The sequence below is a fragment of the Arthrobacter sp. UYP6 genome (genome assembly GCF_040547315.1).
GTDB lineage: Bacteria > Actinomycetota > Actinomycetes > Actinomycetales > Micrococcaceae > Arthrobacter_B.
In genome coordinates this window covers 209,784-231,810 of sequence record NZ_JBEPPM010000002.1, presented here as the reverse complement: position 1 = coordinate 231,810, position 22,027 = coordinate 209,784, and the positions used below count along the sequence as shown (strand labels likewise).

Here is a 22,027-nt window from a genome sequence, read left to right as displayed (position 1 = left end):
ACCGACGAGACGAATAGATACCCGACCCCCAGTGATGGCTTTATTTCTCATTTTGAACCGCTTATCTTTCAGCCGTATTAATGCAGAAAATGTATCTGCTTTACGCATTCAAAACACGAGTACCAACTACTTTGCAGCCGATAACAGACTCTTTAGTGCGATCTTAAATTACTTGTATTTGAAGTCGAGGTTACTCGCATTGGAGACATTCAATACGCACCCACCGGGCGGAACATCTGCACCACCGTGCGCCATAGGATTATCAGGTCTCCGGCCAGGGACCAGTTCTCTACGTAGTAGAGATCCAGCCGCACACCGTCCTTCCAGTTCAGCTCCGAGCGACCATTTGTCTGCCACATGCCGGTAATCCCGGGCTTGATGTACAACCTCCGGTGAACCCGGTTCTTGTAGCGGTCAACTTCCCCCTGCAGTGGCGGCCGAGGGCCCACGAGGGACATATGGCCTAAAAAGACATTCCAGAATTGAGGAAGCTCATCGAGGGAGTACTTGCGCATCCACCGGCCCACGTTCGTGACCCTGGGGTCCATCTGTATTTTGAACAGCAGGCCGTCTCCTTCATTGCGGTCCAGGAGGCCGGCGAGGTCATCTTCAGCGGTTTCAACCATGGAGCGGAATTTGTACATCAAGAACTTTTCCCCACCTCGCCCAACGCGCTCCTGCCGGAAAATAACCGGACCGTGGCTGTCCCGCTTAATAAGAAGGGCCAGGATAAGGAAAACGGGCAGAAGCATCACCAGAGCAAGCCCAGAAAGGGCGATATCCAGGGACCTTTTGAGGACGTGGCGCGCGCCGGTGTACTGGGGCAGTTCCACGTGCATCAGAGGAAGCCCCTCAACCGGGCGGGAATGAATGCGGGGACCAGCCACATTGGTGAGCCCGGTTGTCAGGATCAACTGGGTGGCGGACTCCTCCAGTTCCCACCCGAGTTCCTGGACATAGGAAGCGCCGCCTTTCATTGACCCGGCAACGATGACTGCGTCGGCACGGGTTTCACGCACAGCGCTAACCACGGAATCCATGTCTGCCACGACCGGGATCGACTGTCCGTTGACAGTCAGGTACCGGGGCTTGCCCTCGGTGGACGTCAGTGCGACTCCCACCACCCGGTATCCGGATCCGGCCTTTCGCTGGATCTGGTTGGCGACGTACTTCACGTCCTTGGCCTTGCCCAGCACCACCACTTTGAACAGATATCGACCTCTAGCCCGCTTGGCGACTAGCCACTGACGGAGTATCCATCTGCTGGCGACGAGTCCGAAAACTCCGCTGGGTATGGCAATCGCGAAAAATCCGCGGGAGATATCCACTCCGAAGATCAGGCAAACCATGGCCAAGCATCCGAGGAGTGTCATGGTTGCGCCGACGACTCTTCTGTATTCCTCCATGCCGTGCCCAACAATCAGGCCGTCACGGCTTCGGTAGGCAGACAACGCAGCCATCCAGGCACAAACGATGAAAGCTGAAACCAGGGTGTAAGGCAGAGCAATGCTGCCCGCATCCACGGAGGATTGATTCAGGCCGAACCGAACAATGTGAGCCAGCGCCAGCACCGAGATGACCATGCTGGCATCAACGGCCAACAGAATCTTACGGTAGCGGCTGGTCCACTTCGTATGGTCGCTGGTGGGACGACCTCTCACAGATGTAAAGCTCTTAAAATTTGGGAAGTAGATTGGCGCCACAGGACGCACAAAATCCAGATGAACCTCGGCGGATTTGGTATCTGTCATCAGAGCCCTCTCAAAGCCCGAAGCCTTCCGAAGGGGTCGACGACGGCTGGGGGGAAGCCCTGGTCTCAAAAGGCTTCGACGCCGTCGACCCCGCTCGGGGGACCGGTGCCAGTGACACCGGATGATCGGCGGCGGGCCGGCTACTGGATGGTGCGGCAGATATTTACTTCTGGAAGTACCAGAAAAACACCGCATCACTACCATTTATGTCCGCTTTAATTCCCGCCAAACAATCAACACTCTTAAGACTAGAAGCAGCAAGAATCGGATACACGAGTAATGCTTACTCGACTCCCCGAGAGAATTTCTCCCCCCGCGAGAGATATACCTGCATCTACTCGGTTTGAAGAAATACAACCATAATTTACGGATGAATCCGCAGCGAGTAGCAGCACAGCTTAGTTCCGCGGAGAGTGGGTCTGTGTCCGGCGCCCGTTCCGGTCCGGCAAGCTAGTCCAGGACGGCCGGGATGGCTCCCGGTTCCAGCGCCCGATAGGCCGCCTCCAGATCCGCACGCCGGCTGATCCCCAGCTTCACATAGATCCGGTAGACATGGCCCTCAACCGTCCGCTGCGAAAGCGTGAATTGTGCCGCCACGTCCTTGGTGCTGGCACCGGCAAGGAGCAGGTCTACAATCTCGTGTTCACGGCGGGTCAGCCGGACCAGATGCAGAGACGGGCTCAAATAGGACACTGTCACGCCCGCCAGCTCTCCGCGGCGCCGGCGCAGCTGCTGAATCAGGGCGCGCTGCCGGCGAAGGTTGCCATGGGTTCCGTAAAACCGGATGGCGTGGCCGATGCTTTCCACCGCAAGGAGGTATTTGCGGTGCCGCACGGCTTCGTCCGCTGCTGCCACCATCAGGTCCGGGTTTCCCGAGACCACTGCACCGGCGTAGGCGTTCAGCGCCGCCGCTTCGCCTCCTTCAAAGGCCGCACTGATTTCCTGCAGCCGGGGTGCCTGCCGAAGATCGCCCACGGCGAGGCAAAGTTCCAAAATGTCCTTCTCCGCCGCCAGGAAACCTTCTTCTCTTGCCAGGGCTGCAATCTCCGCCAACTTTGCCGGCGCGCTGCCCTCCGGCTCGGGTGAGGCCAATGCTGCGGCAGCATATGCCTGGCCCACCAGCCACAACGGACGCGGTCCCGGGTAACCAAGGTTGCCGAGTTCCTTGGCGTAGCGGGCTGTCTGGATCCGGTCCCCCACCACAGTGGAGGCGTAGCCCGCCAGCCCGAGCGCGTAGGGCAGTAGCATCTGGGGGTCGGAAACGCGCAGGGCTTCCACTGCCGGGTGCAGGCTCTGCAGCCCTTCCCGCAGGCGGCCCTGGTGAATTTCCGCCGCTCCCTCAAAAACACCCATGGTGCCGCCATAGGTGATCAGGTGCTCCGCCGGGCTATCCAATTTCGCGGCGAGAAGACGCTCCAGCTCAACAAACCGCCCGCCGTGCAGCAGGGCGTGTGCATGCCGCACCACCGCCGAACCGCAGTGAGCATGCAGCGTGCCACCCAGGCGCCCGATCAGTTCCAGACCCCTGCCGGAGTGCTCCAGCGCGCTGCTGATGTTTCCGCGGGAAACCATGATTTCGGACAGCAGTCCATGCGCCGCCATAAGCCACAGGGACTCCGGTCCGGCCCGCTGCGGCTCCACACATGTGGTGAACCGAGTGAGCCGGCCCAGCGCCGAGGGATAGTCCCCCGCTGTCATGAGCGTCAAGATGCGCAGCAGTTCGGCTCCGTCGGCCACAAATGCCGCAGGTTTCCCCGGCCCCCCGCTGCGGGATGACAACTCGCTGGACGCAGCGCACCAAAAGTCGGCGAGCCTGTCCAGCTCCCCCGCGTCCCGGCCGGACCTGATGCAGAGCCTGGCCATGGCCAACACGGCCCGCAGCAGGCTTTCGTCATCCGGAACCACCCCTGGCAGTCCCGGCTCCAGTATTTCCTCAAGCACAACACGCGCTTGGGCATACTCGCCGATCTCCACGAAGGCCGCCGCTATTTCCGCCCTTGCCGGCAGCACGTACCGGGCGTCGCGGACTGCTTCGCCAAAGCGGATAGCCAGACGTGTGCGGCCGTCGTCGTTCGCTGCCCGTGCTGCTTGCAGAAGCTCCTCATCCGCGACCGCGTCACCGCAGTCCAGCGCCCATTCCATCAGGCGCAGCCAGGCCTTCTTTTCACCTGGATCATCGGAATCCGAGCTGGCCGTGCCGTTGAGGCATGCCAGCACCCGGGCACGGAGCGCCGCGCTCCTCACGGCCGGCACCAGAGACCGGATGACTTCCGCGTGCAGGGGTTGGGGCAGGGACAACGGCTCGGAAGGCCCCGCTGTGGCAGAGATGAGCCCGTCAGCCAGCAGGGCGTGAACCGGGGCCGGGCCGCAGACGGCGGTCAGGACCGCGCGGGGCAGCGGCTGAGCCAGCGCCAAGGTTTCCAAGGTGTCGCGTTCCTCGGCGTTCTGTCCACTGAGGTGCCCCTTCACCTGGTCCACCACACCCACGTCCAGTCCGTCCGGCTCACGGCGCAGAAACCATGCACCGTTGCCTTCCGTCAGCAATCCGAGTCTGCGGGACCGTGCCAGCAGTGCCTTCAGGTACAGGGGGTTACCGCCGGAGGCCCTGGCCAACAAGGCGCTGGATGCCCGCAGCACCGGCCCGCCAAGGACACCCTGGCAGACGTCCTGAACCGCTTCCGGGGACAGCGCGGTCAAATCAATGCGTGCCAGCAGCCCGTCGCGTGCCAGGGAAAGCAACTCGTGGATGAGCCGTGCCCGCGGCCTGGCCAGCACAAGCAGCCGCAGTTCCCCTGACATGGTCAGCTGGGCCAACACGTGGCTGCTGGCCTCGTCAAGACAGTGAGCGTCATCGATCACCAGCAGCGGCTGGGGGCTTCCCCTCTCGCTCATTTGGCGAAAGTAACCGCGGATGGTCCTCAGCACGGCAAGCGCTGAGCCCATATCCTCGGGACCGGCGGCTTCAAGGTAGGGCGAGAGCACGCCATAGGGCATCCGGGAGAGGACGGGGCTGCCGTGGATAAAGGACGGCGTGACAATTCCGTCCAACCGTTCCAGAATGTGGTCTGCGAGCGCAGACTTCCCCATACCTCCGTCCCCCACAATGACCACTCCGCGCATCCCCGGCTCAAGCAGCCGGGAAGTGATCTCCTGCACTTCCCGGTCCCGGCCAAACAGCGCAGCCCGCGTGCCGGGGGCTCCGGGTGTATCCATCCCGGTCATTTCCGTGCTCCTGACTTATCCGAAATGACTTTGGCCAGCTCACGGCGACTCCCCACGTGGAGCTTGGAATAGACCTGGTACAAGTGTCCCTCTACCGTCCGCACCGATATGTTCAGTTCCGCGGCAATGGCTTTGTTGCTGGTGCCGGCAGCCGCCATGCGGGCGATGGACCGTTCCCGGAACGTCAGGGATCCGAGGTACTCGTCCGCCGCGTGGTTTCCCTCGATGCTTGAAACCCCTGTTCCGCGCCGGCTGCGGTGGATGAACCGGACGGTGGCGCGGTCACCGGCGCCTGAGGCCACCGCCAACGCCCGCTCCGACGCTTCCTTCGCGAACAGGAGGTGCCCGGCTGCCTCTGCCTGTTCGCCGGCCTGGATCAGCAGCTGCGCGTCATAACTTCCCACGCCCTTGGCATACGTTTCGCACATCCGTGCGAAGGGGCCCTGCTGGTGGGCCGCTACGTCCAGAACGCGGTCAAGATTCTCCACATCGCCCAGCCGTGCGGCGCTCAGCAGCGAAAGCAGCTCATATGAATACGCACCCCGCCGATGATCGTGTCCGGACAGTTCAACAAACCGACCGGCTGCCTGCTTCGCGCCCATGGCTCCCTGGGCCAGGGCCGCGAAGTGTCGGGCAGCGCGCCGCATCGTCCAGGGACCGCCGTCGGCCGCTTTGGCACGAAGCTGGAGATACGCCTCCGCCGCTTCCCCGTCGTTTTGCAGCGCAAGGCAGTAGGCCGTAGCCGCTGCGGCCAGCGGGAGCATGGATTCCGGCCCCCCCAGCCGAAGCTGCACGACGGCGGGAACAAGGCAGCGAAGCGCCGGTACTGAATCTCCGGCGTAGGCGTGCAGCAGCCCCTCCCCCAATTCGCCGAACATTCCCGGGAGCAGCGTCGGCTGGCCGTGGTGCACCTGCTGCTCGAGCATCCTGCGCGCGCTGTCCAGTGCACCGACGGCCAGATGAACGTGGATGATCCGTGCCAGGGACCTGGTGCGGCAGCCCCGGCTGATACCGGGGTCATTAAGCAGCCGTTCCACTTCCTGGGTCAGCTCCACCGCCTCATCCTGCCGGTCGGTCATCCCCAGTGCCTCGCAGAGCCAGGACCCTATCAGCACACGGAATTCCTTGTCCTGGCCGGAGGAGTCCGCCTGCAGCCGGGTTAAAAACACTGTATTTTCAAGGAAACGGCCGTGCGTGGAGTTGCACTCCGCCCGGGCCAGGATCAGTTCCTGAGTCAACGCTGCTGTGTCCGCACGGGTGATGCTTCCGTCCGCAGACAGCTCCGCCACGCGCTGCTCGGCCTTAGCCAACAGCTCTTCGTGTTTCTTCGCTGCGCCTGCGGGCAGGGCACCCGCAGGCAGCGCACCGGACAGCGCGCCGGTTGCTGCCATGCAAAGCATCCGGTTCTCGGCAACCAACAGCCGAATTTCCTCCACCGGGGCGGCGTTGCCGCCGCGGGCACGATAGCTGCTCAGGACGGAGACAGCCAACCCATAGTCCCCCGACGAAGCGCGCGCGGTGACCAGCTCAAGGACTGCTTCCGGGGTCTTTGCGTAGTCCTTGAGGGACGTCACCAAGCGGACCGCGGCCGCTGAGTTTCCGGACTTGTTGGCTTCACGGGCCGCGGCGACGGCGGTGGCGACGTTCAGGTCCTCGCGGCTGTCCAGCTGCCACAGCGCCAGCCGCAACGGGTCCAACACTGCGGCAACCGGCTCTGCCCCGGCGACGGAATCCGATTCGGCAGCGTCCGTGGCCGGCCCCGCTGCTGAGACGGCCTCCCGCAACTGGGCCAGGAGACTGGACCTTGTGCCCTCGTTCAGGGAAAGGCAGACAGCGCGGGCCAACACCTTGTCACTGATCATGACGCGGGGAACGCCGTGCTGCTCAACAGAGAGGATTCCCCGTTCCTGGAGCGTGTCCACTTCCCCCGGTTCCACGTCATGCACTGCCGTGGCCAGCGGCAGGGAGCCGGCCAGGGCAATGGTCCGCACCAGCGCCAGCTGCCTGTCTGTCAGCGGGTCCAACCGGTCCAGCATGGATTCAGCCACACGCCCGGCAGGAACGGGCTTCCGCGACTCAAGAACCCAAACACGTCCGCTGCTGCGCAACCTACCGGACTCGCGGAAATCGGCGCAGCCCAGCGCGAGCAGATGCGGGTTACCGCCGGTGTGACGGTGCAGGCTGGCCACCGCTGAACCGGATACTGGACCGCCCAGTTGCGCCGACAGCAGTTCCGCCGTCTCGGCCAGGTCCAGCGGTTCAAGATCCACCCGGGACAGGATGCCCTCACGCCAGAGGCCGGTGAACTCGGCCGGCGCCCGGCTGAAATCACGGAAGCAGGCCAACAGTCCGGCTGTGCGGCTGAGCACCATTTGGCTCAGCGCCATGGCAGAGAACTCGTCCAGTCCTTCGGCGTTGTCCACCGCCAGCAAAACGTTCCGGCCCTGCGCACGTTCCTGGATCAGACGGGTGAGTCCCCGCAGGATCAACACGGGATGAGAAGCAACGTCCGGCTCCAGGTCCGAAAGGAGGAACGTCAAAGCCCCGAAAGGTGTGCGTCCGGAGAAAGCTGATCCCCGGACATGGACCACATAGGTGTCAGTACTGCACTGACGCAGTACATGGTGGATGAGTGCCGTCTTGCCGCTTCCGGCCTCTCCGACCAGGATGCAGCCGGCTCCGCCTCCGGAGGTGAGCCTGCTCAGGATAGCTTGCGTCACTTCCCGCCGCCCCACAAATACCGGGACGGCCGCCTCTTCCCTTGGCGTCCGCTCCTGCCCGGGAGCGTCTGGCAGGGAAGCGAGGCCCAGCGATTTTCGGCCTGAAGCGGGCTGACGGAGGACGAGGGACGGTGAAATACTGTTGTGCACGGTGAGACCCGATTCTGCCGGTGATCTTCGCTTTGGCCGAGTACCGACAACGACGAAGATCACGTTTTATACCTGCAGCCACGGTAGGAGTTGCCAAGAGTGCAAACACGAGTAGCGCTCACCAGTCACACGGGCCGACTACCTAGTTCTGATGCCTCCTCTGGCTCTAAAACACTCGGTTGAGGAGTACTACACTACGTGTTTCGTAGGTGATGCTCCTGTCGGCAGCGGCTCGTCCGGCGCCGCTACGTGCCGCCGCCCCGTGTACCGGTGTGCTCGTCCGGCACTAGGAGGGCTGACTGCAAATCGCTTCGTCCGGAGACGTGCAAACGCGCAAAAACCCTCCCCAGATGCCAGTCCACCGTCCGCGCTGACAGGTGAAACCGCCGGCCAAGGACCGCACTGGTTTCACCGGTAGCGGCTCTCAGCGCCAATTCCCGCTCAAAGTCCTCCAGCTGGGCAAGCCCGTGATGAACGCTGTTGACTGGCGAGAGGTCACGGAAGGACTCATACTCCAACTGCCGTACACGCCGGAGCATGGTGCGGCTCCCGCCCTCGGCGGCGAGCACCCCGGCCGCTAAGGATACTTGGTGCGCGAGCCGGGTGTTTTGCTGTCTCAAGGCGGCCTCGCCGGCTTCGATCAGCACTGAAACGTCCTTGTTCATCAGCCCAACAGCCAGTTTCTGGAACCCTGAGGCAAGGGTTCCGTTTGCGCGTGAAGCGGCGGCGGCAAGGTCCGCAACTGCGCTTTGATGACCAAGCAGTGCGGCAGCGGCGTGACTCAGGAGCGCATCCGGGACATTCTCCTCAGCCAGCGCCCGTACGGCGTGTGCATGGAGCGCCTCCGCCCTGGCGCTGGGTTCTCCGGCCGGACCCGTTGGTCCGGACAGAATCCGGAAGTACCGAACCGCGGCAGCGCTCGGGGGATCGGTCCGGGATTGCGGTTCCGGGGAGAGCTCCACTTCAGCAGCTGTGCCCGTCTGCCGCGTTAACCTGCGGGAGTAGGCAGCAACCGCAGATGCCAGCGGCAACATTTTGTCCGGGTCATGGGCCTGCAGCTGTGCTATCGCCGGAATCAGGAAATCCAGTGCCGCACCTCCGCGGCCGGCATAGGCATGCACCAATCCGGTGGGAAGCTCGGTTCCGGTGGACGTGCGAAGCCCCGATCTGTTGCCCGGCACAGAAGCGGATTCGGTCAGCGCCAGCGCTTCGCCCAGTTCACCGCAACGGAGCAGCAGGAAAAAAAGATGGTGAAAGAGCAGTTCCCGGGTGCGCACATCCGTGCGGATTCCCGTTTCCAGTCGCGTCCTGATCTGCGACACAAGCTCCGTCGTCTCGGCAAACCGACCGGCGCCCGCATGCTGTTGCGCCAGGCGAATCCCCGCCCACAGCCGTGCGGCCGGCGGAGCGGCGGGATCCTGGAAATCATCTGCAAGAGACGCTGGCACCCGCCTGAGCCTGCCTTCCACTGACAATACCTCGGCGCGGGCCAGTGATATCCGCAGGCCGGGTCCGGGGCATACACCGGAGTCCTCGGGCAGCAGCTGCCCGGCCTGCACCAGCAAAGGCCACGGGTCATCCGCACTGCCGCAGGTCCGGGCGGAGGCGAGGGCGCGGGCCACCAGGAACTCGATCCACAGCTCCGCCGAAACCCCGCTTCCCTTCTCCGCAGCGACGAGGATCCGGTGCGCTTGTGCGTGCCTGCCTTCGGCCCGCAGCGCAGCAGCTTCTTCCAACACCACGGACAGCGGCCGCGGTCCGGCACCGGCGCGCGAATACCGCACCGCCTCGACGGTGTCGCCGGTCTCATTTGACCAGCGTGCCGCTGCCAGCGCCATCTCCGGCTCCAGGGCAATCCCCACGGAGAGTGACCAGGCCGCCAGGCCGGCGCCGGCGGCACCGGTCAGGCCGTGCACGTTGACCACCCGTGTCACTTCTGCCCAGAGATCACGGCTGCGGCCAAAGGGAATCCTGGCTGCAATGGTGGCAGGCTGAAGAATCCAGGCAAGGCGGACAGGTTGGCCCCGCCCGCCGCTGATGGTTACCAGCGAGGCCTCTTCCAAGGCATCCATCGTGTGGGCCGGAACCAGCTCCAGGACAACCTCCAACGGCAACTCGCGGCAGAGCGCCAGGATCTCCACGGCATGCCGCTCCCCGGGAGTGAAACGGCGCAGCACCGTTTCCACCCGCTCCGGCAGCTCGCCGGAATGCACCAGCGGACCCGCCCAGGTCCAGAACCCGCTTTGCCTCGTCAGAGATTTCGCCGCTATGAGGTCCCTGCACAGGAGCGAAGCCAGAAGTGGGTTTCCCCGGCTCTGCAGCCACAGCACTTGCTGGGCCATGCTGGTTAGCGGCCCTCCGGCCGCGGCAGCAAGCAGCTCCGCCGTATGCCGCAGGTCCAGAGGCGCCAGATCCACTCGCTTCAGCGCGCCGTCCGTCCACAGCCGAACATAATCGCGATGGCACCGGATCAGGTCACCGCAGACCAGCACCAGCGCCACGGTCCCGCGCCGGCACAGATCCGCGGTGACGAGGGCCCCGAGATCATCTATCTCCTCGGCGTTGTCGATGACCAGGATGATCCGCCGGCCGGCGGCCTGCCGAACAAGCAGGGATTCAAGTGCCCGCCGGACCCGCACCGGGTTGGCGAGCTCCTCCGGCGGCAAATCACTGAGCAGCCAGGCCAGGGCTCCGTACGGCGTCCGCGCTGAGAGGGTGCTGCCGCGAAGGAGCACCGGAAACCCATGGCTGCAGAGATCCACGGCCTCCCGGGCCAGCGTGGTTTTACCGATACCGGCCGAGCCCAGGATAACGGCTCCGGAACCGTCAAGGGCAGCGAGGACCGCCGTGCGCGCCGCATCCCGGGCATCAAGCGGCTGTGGCGGCACGGATGGGCCTGCAGCCCAGGGTCCCCATGAGGGCGGCAGGGTCTCCGCAGGCCCCTCTGCGGCCAGGGGGTCACGGGGCGGGCATGGTTGCTGGAGCGTGCTCATCGGGGACCTCAATAATGGAGCGCGTGACACGGCTGGCGGTTCACAGCCGACTTTTCCCGAAACTTCTCATGTTCCCGACGCGAATCAGCCACCAGGAATCATTTCCCGATGCTAGGCCCGGGCGCAGGAACGCACACGCGTATTGGATACCCGAATGGCTGATCCCGAGTGCGTGGATCTACTCTCCCCGTTACCGCCCGGTGCTGTACTGGTCAGCCCGAACTGTCCCCGGTAAGAAGCTCTTTCTTCAGCTCCTCCCGCTTGCTAATGCCCAGCTTTTCGAAGGTCCGATAGATGTGTCCTTCGATTGTCCGCACCGACAGGAAGAGGCGCTCGGCGATTTCGGCATTCCGGTGCCCCTGCATCACGAGCGCAGCCACGTCACGCTCCCGGCGGGTCAGCAGGGGAGCAGCGGCTTGTGAATTCTGCACCGCTGGCAAGCCGCTGCGCTTGCTGAGCACCCGCTGGACGCGCTGAAGCAGCGCCCGGTCTCCGCTGGCCTTGGCCAGCCGGTGCGCTTCGCCGGCACACTGTGCGGCCAGACGCTCCCATCCGGGTTCGCCCGGGGCCGATCCAAGCCGAAGCAGCTCGTCGGCATCCTCATCAAGGACCGCCCGGGAGAAACGGCTCAGTATTGGGCCCTGCGGACCTTCGAACTCTTCGGTTATCTTGCGCAGCCGGCCGAGTCCGTCCAGGTCACCCAGCGAGACCGACAAAAACCTCAGCTCAAGTTCCACCGTCACAAAGCCGGCGTGCTCCGCTTCGCTGGCCAGCTCCCGAAGGATTCTCGGTGCCTCCCGCTCCATCGAGATCGCCGACCGGGCGGCGGCACTGTACCCTCGTGCCAGCAAGCGGTAAGTTGCCGGCCCCCGGGGGGCCAGGGTTCCGGCGTCGGCCAGCAGCTCTTCGGCCAGGGACGGCTGCCCTTCCGCCGCAGCAATCAAGGCACCCAGCGCCAGGGCCAGGGTAAGGGTTCCCTCAGAGTCGCTGGTGCGCAGCCCCTCGATGGAAGCGGTGAGATGTGCCAAAGCGGCGGCGCTGTCATTCTTCCGAAGGTGCATCACTGCGACGGCGAAGTCCACGGAGCCGCCCATGTGGACAAGCATGCCCATCAGTCCTGAGACGCGCCGCTGCACCGTTGATTGGATCTCCTCCCACTCCCCCAGCCACAGGAGCACAATTAAGTGGCGGTGCAGGACGAACTGGTAATAGGACATGAAGCGGTGCCCGCCGCGGTCCAGGAGCAGGAGGGCATCCATCGAGAAGCTGTAGGCGGTCTGGGCGCGCCCGGTTTCCACCATGATTTCGGCGAGCAGGGTCTCGGCAATGAGGGTGGCTTCATCGTCGCCGGCCTCCAGAGCATCTGCGCGGATCCCGTTGAGCTCCTCCTCAGCCGGACCGAAATTGCCATCACTGACCATACCGGTGAGTGCCAACAGGCGCCCGCCCCGCCGAGAGGACACAATGTCCGCCACCAGCTCGCCATCGGCGCCGTCGCCCGCGTCGTGTGCAATCCGGTCAACCCCTGCCAGCCAGTCGGCGGCAATCAGAGGGATACCGCCGTGCCCGCCCTCGCGCCTGCGGTTCAGCTCCACCCGGATGAGCACGGCCATCTTGAGTGTGGTGAGATCTTCGGCAGCATCGGTGACACCGTTAATCAGTTCACGTGCCGCCTCAAGGTTCCCCTCCTGATATCGGGCACGGGCCGCCTGTACCCGGGCGGCCATGGCGTACCGGGGCTCCCTGACGGCAGTGGCCAGCCGCAGCGCGGTTGGACTGTCAAAGATGTTGTTGGCCCGGTAGGCCGCCGCAAGCAGATCGGAGCCGGACATGTCTGCGCCGCAGTCCAGGGACCAGGACACCCATCTCAGCAGGTTGTCCCCGGTCTCTCGGATCGGGTCGGACACGGTCAGCAGTCGCCGGCGCAGGCGGGCACTGCGGGCAGCGGGAACAAGTTGGCGAACCACGTCACCATATAGGGGGTGCATCAGCCGCAGAAGCCTGCCCGTGTCCGTCGAGATGACCACCAGCTTGGCCTCGGTCAGCGAATCAACGGCGCGGTGCAGGCCAAGCTCGAAAGCCGCGGCGGCGGGCAGCGGCTCTGCCAGGGCGATGATCTCCAGGGCGTCGCGTTCTTCTTTCGATAGTCCCGAGAGCTGTGCCCTGAGAAGATCCCCCAGCCTCCCCTCCGGCGGGAGCATCTGCTCATGCAGCAGCCAGACCCCGTGCCGGAACACGAGGCTCCCCGCACGGACGGTTTCGGAGAGCAGCGCCAGGACCAGCATCGGGTTCCCGCCGCTGACCCGGGCCACATCCGTGCTCGTGCTGGTCAGCACCGGTCCGCTCAGCACCTGAACGCAGAGTTCGTGCACCTGCTCCTCGGTCAGCGGTGAAAGCTCGTGCCGGGAAAGCACCCCCTCCCAGACCAGGCTGGAGACTCCGGCCGGTATATCGGCGATCCGGCGGGCCAGAAGCAGGAGACGGATCCGGGCGGAGGCCAGCAGCTGGACAAGCAGGTCAGCGCTGGCCTCGTCCAGAGCATCTGCGTCATCAACAATCAGCAGAGGTGCCACGGAAGAACCCGGTCCATTGTCGGGGAACAACCGCTTCAGCAGCGCCCGCATCATTGCCAGCGGGGAGCCGGTGTCGCGTGGCTCCAGATTGGAGACCAGCGGTGCCAGCGCTCCGAACGGCACACGGGACAGGGCGGAACTTGTGTGAATGCGGTGCACGGGCATCCGGCCATGAACGGTCTCCGCAATGACACCGGCAAACGCGCTCTTGCCCATACCGGCGTCGGCCACAAGCACTGCACCATGCCCGCCCGGCCGGAGGACGCTGACCAGGACAGCATCGAGAACTGCCTGCCGGCCCACCAGCGGCTGCGCGGTGAACCCCTGTTTCACCAGCCTCCCCCTGCCTTTCCGTTCCCGTTCAGCCCTGCACCAGAACCTCGCCGAGCTCCGAGCGACCCGCCACATGCAGCTTGTCGAAGATCTTACCCAGGTGCCAGTCAATTGTGCGGGGTGACAGGTGAAGCGCGTCGCTGATTTCCGCCCGGGTTGCGTGGCCCGCAGCACGCCGGGCCAAGTCTGCTTCGAAAGGGGACAGATTGTCCATCAGCGCCTGAACGGTGTTCGCGTCCCGCAGTTCGCGAAAGCTGAGGTGTTCAATCTTCCGGGCGTTGCGGGCCAGCTCCCGGCTCTCAGCGTCCCGCCGGCTTGCAAGAAGCGGGAGCGCTGCGCCGGCAGCGGTGTTGGCCATCAGTGCGTTTCCCACGAGGCTGGCCGCTTGAGCTGATTCCACCAGCAGAGCGGGGTCCTCCTGGTCCAGCCCTGCACCTAAGCAGTAAAGACCCCTGGCCCACCTGCCGTCGGCTTGAGCGGCGGCAAGTGCCAGTTCGGCTGCCGCAGCGGAATCCCCATGGCGTACTGCTGCCGCCAGACAGTCAAGGGCGGGCGCGAGCATTCCCTGCTCAAGGCGGCGGCGGGCCATGGACCGCAGCTCGCTGCAGAGTTGCTGAGGCTCTCCCGCCAAATCCGCCTGCACCTGCAGCAGATCGATCAGGAGCTGCCGCTGGGCCCCCGCCACATACCGAAATGCGGCAACCTCCGAAACCTCCTGCTTGGCGTGGGCGGGGTTATCCAGGAGCAAGTGAACATAGGCAGCCAGCGTCTGGGCCAGAGGCAAAAGGTCGGTGGGATCGGTCATTTGCAACTGGCCAATGGAGGAAGCCAGCACAACACGTGCCTGATCCGCCCGTCCGGCCAGGGCGTGGACCATTCCGGTCACCACTTCGCCGGAGCTCCCGCGGAAGGTGTCACGACTGACGCCGCACAAAGAGCGGTCCAGCAGTTCAAGAGCGCGGACATATTCCCCACTAGCAACCAGTGCCTGGAAGAACCGCGGGTTGACGGTCTCCCAGATACCGGAAGGCAGATCGTCGTTGAGCCTTTCCGAAACGGAGTCCAGCAGCTCCATCACCTCGTGCCCCCTGCCGGAGAGGGCCAAAAATTGTGCCTGCAGCGCCGTTGCCTGAACCCGCAGGGCAGGCGGAAGAAGGGAATCCGAGACACCGGCTGCCAGTCCTTTGGGCACATCCCCCAGACGGCCTGAATCAAGGGCCAGGGCGCTGTGCACCAGCATCACCGCGGCTTCCCGTTTCCGGCGGACGGGCTCCGGTTCGCCCGGAGAAAAGACGGCATACGCTTCCTCCAGTACCTCGAACGGATCCCCGTGTCCGGGTAGCGCCCTCAGTAAAACGATCTTGCGTCGCATAAGCTCTGCCCAGACGTCAGGATCTTCTGGGTACGCAGCTGCGTTCAGGGTCTCCAGCACATCCAGTGCGCCGCGGTAATCCCCGGAGTTCATGAGCGCCACCACCTCCGTCAGCACCATTGCCTGGTTCCGCCGATCCGCGGGAACGGAGCGAATATATTGCAGGGCCAGCCCCGGATCCCCGGAGTCAACAGCAAGTACAGCTGCCCGCCCCGCCGTTTCCGGATCCAGGCCGCCGTTGCAGGCCAGGGTCCAGCGGGCAAACCCGGCAACGGCTGCTGGTCCAAGAAGCTCCGGGTCCAGGATGGAAGACACTTCCTCCCAGAGTTCCCGGCTTCGCCCCGGGGGCACACTTCCGGCGATCGCCGTCGACGAAGTGTGGGCGGTCAGACGGATTGTTCCGGTTTTGGTGACTTCCGCCATGCGTTCCTCCTCCAACCTGTCCACGGTCTCAGCCGGAATCAGCTGCAGGACGGTTGCCAGGGGAAGTTCATCGGCCAGGGCCAGGAGCTGGACCAGGGAGCGCTCAGCGGGCGCCAGCTGTTGCAGCCGCACCGTTATGACTTCGGCAACCTGCCCGGAGAACGCGATCCGGTTGGCGAGCACCCACACACCGTTCCGCTGAACGAGGGTGCCTCCCCGTGCCTGATCCCGGGTCAGCAGCGTGGCCAGGTGCGGATTCCCGCCGGAGTGGTGCTGCAGGGCCTGCGCTGCGATCAAGGAGACCCGGCCCGCGAGGATGCTTTCCATCAGCTCACGGGTGTGCTCCAGTGTTAACGGAGCAAGGTCTATCCGGTGAAGCAGGCCGTCAGTCCAGAGGGACAGGAGCTCTGGGGCCGATCCGAGCAGGTTTTCCGCCGTGGCCAGGACCTTGACCGCTGAACGCCGCACCAGCTGGGAGATCACCATGGCCGTCAGGTCATCCAGGTGCTCGGCTCCGTCTAGCAGCAGCAGAAGCCGCTTTCCGCCGGCACGTTCGCGCAGTAAAGTCTCCAACTCCTGCAGCAGCTGGGCGGGCCGGGACACCATGTCGTCAGGCAGCCCGGAAATGAGCCAGGCCAGGGCACCGAAAGGAGTCTGGCCGGACACCCGGCTTCCGCGGATGCCGACCACGTGGAAAGCAGGGTTAGCAGCGGCTGCCCGAACCAACGCTGTCTTGCCAATCCCCAAGGGGCCAACCGCTACGGCGCCGCCACGGTCCGATTCCAGCACACCGGCCAATTCGGACATGGCTTCGTCTCTCCCGACCAGCCGGCCGGGCCCTACTGTGGTATCAAAAACGAACATTCTGGTCCACGCCCCCCGCGGCATCCACAAGCAATTGTTCCCCGCACCGCTCGCCGGTAACCCGGCGGCTCAGTTGCAGCGAAGCGAACGCCGGTCACTGGAGTGAGCGTACGCCCGATGTGGTGTTTCGTCCAGAAGATACAAATGCATGAACCCGGGCGTTCGGCACGAAAGGAAGCCGAGCGCCCGGGTGGTGGATAAAGGGACCGACGCCGGGATGGGGGTGGCCCAGTCTCGGAGGCCTCCCAACGCCGGCCCCAGCTTGCGATGCCCGAAGGCATGCCTCAATTCTAGGCATGGGGTATGTGCCCAACAATGGGTCTTCGGCTATTTGCCGTGACGGGAGCCGTACCCGTTTTCACGGGCGGACTACCTGCCCCATGTCGGCCGGGACAGGAAAACGTGCAGGGGCACGGCCCGGTACAGCGGTGTGGCGCAGCCGCCGGGCTAACCCCGGAGGCGGATCAGGCGACGGAGTGGAATTTCTGCTGCGCCGCAGTGAGGCCATCGGTCAGCAGCAGTTCCACGGCGTCCGCCGCATCTCCAATGAGGAAGGGCAGTTCTTTGGCTTCCACCGGGGGGAAATTCTTGAGGACGTAATCAGCGGTGTCCATGCGCCCGGGAGGGCGCCCCACTCCGACGCGGACCCGGTAATAGTCCTTGGTGCCCAGGGCACGGCTCATGTCCCGGAGGCCGTTGTGGCCGCCTTCACCGCCGCCGGATTTGAGTTTGATGGTGTTGAAGGGGATGTCGATCTCATCGTGCACGGCCACAACATGGTCGGCCGGAATATCGAAGAATTTGGCCAGCGCGGATACGGGGCCACCGGAGAGGTTCATATAGGTCAGGGGCTTCGCCAGGATGACGCGCGGCCCGCCAATGCCCAGGCGCCCCTCAAGGATGGAGGCGCGGGATTTGTGGGACTTGAAGTTTCCGCCCATGCGGGAGGCCAGGTCGTCCAGGACCATCTGGCCAATATTGTGCCGGTTGCGGCTGTAGTCGGGCCCGGGGTTCCCGAGCCCGACTACAAGCCAGGTGTTGCTGTTCACTGCAGGTACTGCTCCTTCGACAAGAACCGGACGGCTCCGCTGCGGGGAGCAGGCCCCGGAGATGAATTAGACCTCTGCGTCAACTTCGGCAGCTGCAACGGCAATCTGCTCATCCGACGGTGCGCCCAGGTCCTGGACCGTGGCTTCGGAGATGTTGATGATCATGGTCTCGGGATCCAGCAGCAGCTCAACGCCGGCCGGCAGGTCCAGGTCCTTGGCGTAGATGTGCTCGCCGGCCGTGCGGCCTTCGATGCTGACCACAATGGTTTCCGGCAGGTTGGTGGCGTCGGCGGAAACCAGAACCGTGTTGGCTTCCTGGTTGAAGACGTCGGAGCCCGGTGCCAGTTCGCCGTCAACGTGGACGTTGACTTCAACCTCAACCTTTTCGCCCTTGCGGACGGTCAGCAGGTCGATGTGCTCGATGATCTGCTTGATCGGGTCGCGCTGGATGTCCTTGGCCAGGGCCAGGTGGGACTCGCCGTCGACGTCGATTTCCAGCAGGGCGTTAGCCGTGCGGACTGCCAGCGTGGTTGCCTTGGCGGGCAGCAGGATGTGCATGACATCGGCGCCGTGGCCGTAGATGACTGCCGGGATGAGGTTGGCAACGCGTGCCTTGCGGGCTGCGCCCTTGCCGAATTCGGTGCGGACGGTTGCTGCGAGCTTCTGCTCAGACATTTCAAACTCCTGATATTGGATGTTCCATGGTTGCCGGGACGAAGGCGCCGGTATGGGAACATCGCCGCATCCTGCATCAGATCCGTAGATCAGGCACATGCGGTCAGAAGTTGCCAGCCACCGTCGATAACGGAGTACTTCCCGAAGCGGTCACCATGCAGTTCGCATGCAACCCTCGGGCTCTCCCTCGCCTAGGCATCGCAGACCATCCTACCAGCAGCACGCTGCCCGTCCGAACCGGGCTCCGGAGGAGCGCAGGCTGAACGGGCAGCGCGGATGTTGCGGCAATTCAGTTGTGCGTGCCGAAGCAGGAACGGCTAAGACTAGGCCTTGCCGTCAAAGAGGCTGGTGACGGAGCCGTCTTCAAAGACTTCCTTGATGGCGCGGGCAATCAGCGGTGCGATGGAGAGCACCGTGAGCTGATCGAAGCGCTTGGCTGCGGGGATCGGCAGCGTGTTGGTGACCACTACCTCGCGGGCACCGGACTCGGCAAGGGTGCGGGCCGCCGGCTCGGAGAGCACGGCGTGCGTGGCTGCAATAATGACGTCCTTGGCACCGGCTTCCATCAGGACGCGCACGGCTCCGGCGATGGTTCCGCCGGTGTCGATCATGTCGTCAATGAGCACGCAGGTACGTCCCTGCACCTGGCCGACAACCTGCTTGGACACAGCCTGGTTGGGAACGGTCAGGTCGCGGCTCTTGTGCACAAACGCCAGCGGAGAGCCGCCGAGGCGCTCGGCCCACTGCTCAGCTACGCGGACGCGGCCGGTGTCCGGGGACACCACGGTGACGTTGGAAACGTCCACGCGGGTGCGGATGTAGTCGGCCAGCAGGGGGATGGCCATCAGGTGGTCCACGGGGCCGTCAAAGAAGCCCTGAATCTGCGAGGTGTGCAGATCAACACTCATGATGCGGTCCGCGCCGGCGGTCTTGTACAGATCAGCGATCAGGCGGGCCGAAATGGGCTCGCGGCCGCGGCCCTTTTTGTCCTGGCGGGCGTACGGGTAGAAGGGAGAGACCACGGTGATGCGCTTGGCGGAGGCCCGCTTCAGTGCGTCAACGGTGATCAGCTGCTCCATCAGCCAGTTGTTCATCGGGGCCGGGTGGGCCTGAATCACAAACGCATCGGTGCCGCGGACGCTTTCTCCGGGACGCACATAGATCTCACCGTTGGCGAAGTCGTAGGCGGCCAGCGGAAGCAGGTCCGTGTCGAGACAGCGTGCAATTTCCTCGGCCAGCTCCGGGTGGGCCCGGCCGGTGGCAAGGACAAGCTTTTTTTCACCTTGGGCGGTGATCTCGCTGCTCATTAATGATCGCTTTCTCGCGTGGGGGAATCAGTATCTGAGGAAGAGGTTGAATCGGGTGCCGCAGCGGAGGCCGCCGCCGCAGCGTCGGCTGCAGACGTGCCTGGACGATTGGTCAGCACCCAGCCGTCGAGGTTGCGCTGAGGCGCTACGTTGATGGCCAGGGAGCCGGCCGGGACATCCTTGCGGACCACTGTTCCAGCTCCACTGTACGCGCCGTCGCCCACTGTAACGGGGGCCACATACATGTTGTCACTGCCCATCCGGACGTGCGATCCGATGGTCGTGTGGTGCTTATTCACGCCGTCGTAGTTCACGAAAACGGACGCCGCACCGATGTTGGACTGCTCGCCAATGGTGGCGTCCCCCACATAGGAAAGGTGCGGAACCTTGGAGCCGGCGCCAATGTTCGCGTTCTTGGTCTCCACGAAGGTGCCGATTTTGCCCTTGGCGCCCAGAACGGTGCCCGGGCGCAGGTAGGCAAAGGGGCCGACGTCGGCCCCGGCGCCCAGGTGCGCGTCTGAGCCGTGGGTGCGGACCACCTTGGCGCCCTCCCCCACCACCACATTGGTGAGGGTGGAGTCCGGGCCGACGACGGCGTCGCGCGCCACCGTGGTGGTGCCGTGCAGCTGGGTGCCGGGCAGGATGGTGACGTCTTCGGCGAGCGTGACGCCGGAGTCGATCCAGGTGGTGGCGGGGTCCACGATGGTGACGCCGGCGCGCATCCAGCGGATGAGGTTACGGCGGTTGTGTTCGGCGTTCAGGGCGGCCAGCTGAACGCGGTCATTGGCGCCCTCCACCTGCCAGAAGTCATCGGTGACGACGGCGGCAACGCGGCCGCCGCGGGCCCGGGCCAGGCCGAGCACATCCGTGAGGTACATCTCGCCCTGCGAGTTGTCCGAGGTGACCTCCGCCAGCGCGGTGCGGAGAACTGCGGCGTCGAAGGCGTAGATGCCGGAGTTGATTTCGGTGATGGCCCGCTGTGCGTCGTCGGCGTCTTTGTGCTCCACAATGGCGGTCACGGTGCCGTCTTCGGCGCGCAGGATCCGGCCGTAGCCGGTGGGGTCCGCAAGACGTGCGGTGAGCACGGTGACGGCGTTGCCGTCGATCTGGTGCACGGCCACGAGTTCGCGGAGGGTGTCCGCTTCCAGCAGCGGCACGTCACCGTAGGTGACCACCACGGTGCCTTCCAGATGCGCGAAGGTGTCCAGGGACTCAAGGGCCACCTGAACGGCGCGGCCGGTCCCGGGAATCTCATCCTGGTCCACGATCACGGCCTCCGGAGCGGCGGCGGCCACGTGGTCCGCCACACGGTCCCGCTCATGCCGGACCACCACGGCCAAGGCACGCGGTGCCAGTGCCTGGGCGGCGGCCAGGGCGTGTCCCACCATCGAAGTTCCGCCCACGGGGTGCAGGATTTTCGGTGTCCGGGACTTCATCCGGGTGCCGGCTCCGGCAGCAAGGACAATAACAGCCGCGGGTCCGCCGCTTGCGGGGCTTTCGGTGGATTCAGCATCCTGGGTGGTCACGAAGAAGCGCTCCTGGTGGTGGTACGGCCGCTGGTTGAAGAGGCGGGACACCGGGTCCGGCCCCGCTGATCCTGCTGTTCCGCCCATAGGATTCGAACCTATACTCCACGGCTCCAAAGGCCGGGGTGCTGCCATTACACCAGGGCGGAAAATGTGCAGGTTGCCCCGCACACAAGAGTTTAGTTTGCCATGCCGGCCGATGCCCGCGCGAGTTGGGCCCCGCGGGAGTGTCATTTCCGGAACCCGGCGCCGGGTCCCGGAGCCGAACGGCTGCCGGATTTGCGTCCGGAAATACTTCCGGAATTGCTTCCGGAAAACTTCGGGTAGTTCCGGAATGCCGCTCAATCGCGGCCGGAAAATCTGTTGTAACTTCCTGGACCAGCTGAGGGATTTCCTCCCGGCTACGCCCGGATAGACGCCGGGACGCAGGCCGTAGACTGTTGGGGTGGCAAGAAATCCGGCCGGCGGAGTCCGCCTGCGTATGACCGGCGTGCAACGACGCGCACAGCTTATTGAGGTGGCCCGGGGGCTTTTTGCCCTGCGCGGCCTGGATGGAGCAACCATCGAGGACATCGCCGCCGCGGCGGGTGTGTCCAAACCGGTGGTCTATGAACACTTCGGGTCCAAGGAAGCGCTCTACACAGAAGTGGTGGACGCCGAGTTCAACCGCCTGCTGGCCGTGATTACCGAAGCGCTGGGAGCCGACGCCGGTCCCCGCATCCTCATTGAACGGGCCGCCTACGCGCTGCTGGACTTTATCGAGTCTCACACCGACGGGTTCCGCATCCTGGTGCGGGACGCCCCGCCGTCGCAGCCTGAAGGTACCTTTGCCACTCTGCTCTCGCGCGTGACCACCCACGTGGAGCACATCCTGTCCAAGGAGTTCAGCAGCCGCGGGCTCAGCCCCGAAGTGGGAGGAATGTATGCGCAGATGCTGGTGGGCATGGTGGCGATGACCGGCCAGTGGTGGCTGGACGCGCGCACACCGGATAAGGCCACTGTTGCCGCGCACCTCGTGAACCTGTCCTGGAACGGTCTCACCGGGCTGCAGAAGGATCCCCAGCTGCGG

Annotated in this window: 10 protein-coding genes, 1 tRNA gene and 1 pseudogene; 1 reads left to right on the top strand and 11 read right to left on the bottom strand. The window is 64.6% G+C overall.

What is annotated here, in order from left to right; translation table 11 throughout:
- Nucleotides 1-209: 209 nt before the first annotated feature.
- The 11 genes from ABIB35_RS02815 to ABIB35_RS02765 form a co-directional block, all read right to left on the bottom strand.
- Entirely contained in the window at nt 210-1,661 is a 1,452-nt protein-coding gene (locus ABIB35_RS02815; RefSeq protein ID WP_354178694.1) for a sugar transferase, read from the bottom strand.
- Between the two features lie 540 nt (nt 1,662-2,201).
- A complete protein-coding gene (locus tag ABIB35_RS02810) occupies nt 2,202-4,973 on the bottom strand; it encodes a helix-turn-helix transcriptional regulator (protein ID WP_354178692.1) in 2,772 nt (923 codons plus the stop codon).
- Nucleotides 4,970-7,708 (bottom strand): LuxR C-terminal-related transcriptional regulator, encoded by a 2,739-nt coding sequence (locus ABIB35_RS02805; RefSeq protein ID WP_354178797.1) that lies wholly within the window; start codon nt 7,706-7,708, stop codon nt 4,970-4,972. The genes ABIB35_RS02810 and ABIB35_RS02805 overlap by 4 nt, the downstream gene beginning before the upstream one ends.
- Nucleotides 7,709-8,088: 380 nt before the next feature.
- Entirely contained in the window at nt 8,089-10,731 is a 2,643-nt protein-coding gene (locus tag ABIB35_RS02800) for an AAA family ATPase (protein WP_354178690.1), read from the bottom strand.
- Nucleotides 10,732-11,048: 317 nt separating this feature from the next.
- The gene (locus tag ABIB35_RS02795; protein WP_354178688.1) at nt 11,049-13,742 is read right to left on the bottom strand and encodes a LuxR C-terminal-related transcriptional regulator; all 2,694 of its coding nucleotides are present in this window, start codon (nt 13,740-13,742) and stop codon (nt 11,049-11,051) included.
- 28 nt (nt 13,743-13,770) lie between these two features.
- Nucleotides 13,771-16,401, bottom strand: a complete 2,631-nt coding sequence (locus ABIB35_RS02790; RefSeq protein ID WP_502915711.1) for an AAA family ATPase — start codon at nt 16,399-16,401, stop codon at nt 13,771-13,773.
- 464 nt (nt 16,402-16,865) lie between these two features.
- Nucleotides 16,866-17,450, bottom strand: coding sequence for an aminoacyl-tRNA hydrolase (pth, locus tag ABIB35_RS02785; RefSeq protein WP_354178684.1), 585 nt, complete (start codon nt 17,448-17,450; stop codon nt 16,866-16,868).
- Between the two features lie 66 nt (nt 17,451-17,516).
- Nucleotides 17,517-18,125 carry a 50S ribosomal protein L25/general stress protein Ctc gene (locus ABIB35_RS02780; RefSeq protein WP_354178682.1) on the bottom strand — a complete coding sequence of 203 codons (609 nt, stop codon included), beginning with the start codon at nt 18,123-18,125 and terminating at the stop codon, nt 17,517-17,519.
- Between the two features lie 323 nt (nt 18,126-18,448).
- Nucleotides 18,449-19,432, bottom strand: a complete 984-nt coding sequence (locus tag ABIB35_RS02775) for a ribose-phosphate diphosphokinase (RefSeq protein ID WP_354178681.1) — start codon at nt 19,430-19,432, stop codon at nt 18,449-18,451.
- Nucleotides 19,432-21,045, bottom strand: a complete 1,614-nt coding sequence (glmU, locus tag ABIB35_RS02770; protein WP_354178679.1) for a bifunctional UDP-N-acetylglucosamine diphosphorylase/glucosamine-1-phosphate N-acetyltransferase GlmU — start codon at nt 21,043-21,045, stop codon at nt 19,432-19,434. Before glmU ends, ABIB35_RS02775 begins: the two co-directional genes overlap by 1 nt.
- Nucleotides 21,036-21,107, bottom strand: a tRNA-Gln gene (locus tag ABIB35_RS02765). Before ABIB35_RS02765 ends, glmU begins: the two co-directional genes overlap by 10 nt.
- Nucleotides 21,108-21,439: 332 nt before the next feature.
- On the opposite strand from ABIB35_RS02765, the pseudogene ABIB35_RS02760 reads away from it, so the two are divergent.
- Nucleotides 21,440-22,027: pseudogene (locus tag ABIB35_RS02760) on the top strand (TetR/AcrR family transcriptional regulator); the annotation flags it as partial.

Bases quoted from the DNA above. Each gene is read 5' to 3' on its own strand.
- ABIB35_RS02810 (WP_354178692.1), bottom strand. From the start codon at position 4,973: ATGACCGGGATGGATACACCCGGAGCCCCCGGCACGCGGGCTGCGCTG.
- ABIB35_RS02790 (WP_502915711.1), bottom strand. From the start codon at position 16,401: ATGTTCGTTTTTGATACCACAGTAGGGCCCGGCCGGCTGGTCGGGAGA.
- ABIB35_RS02780 (WP_354178682.1), bottom strand. From the start codon at position 18,125: ATGTCTGAGCAGAAGCTCGCAGCAACCGTCCGCACCGAATTCGGCAAG.
- ABIB35_RS02775 (WP_354178681.1), bottom strand. From the start codon at position 19,432: ATGAGCAGCGAGATCACCGCCCAAGGTGAAAAAAAGCTTGTCCTTGCC.
- glmU (WP_354178679.1), bottom strand. From the start codon at position 21,045: ATGGGCGGAACAGCAGGATCAGCGGGGCCGGACCCGGTGTCCCGCCTC.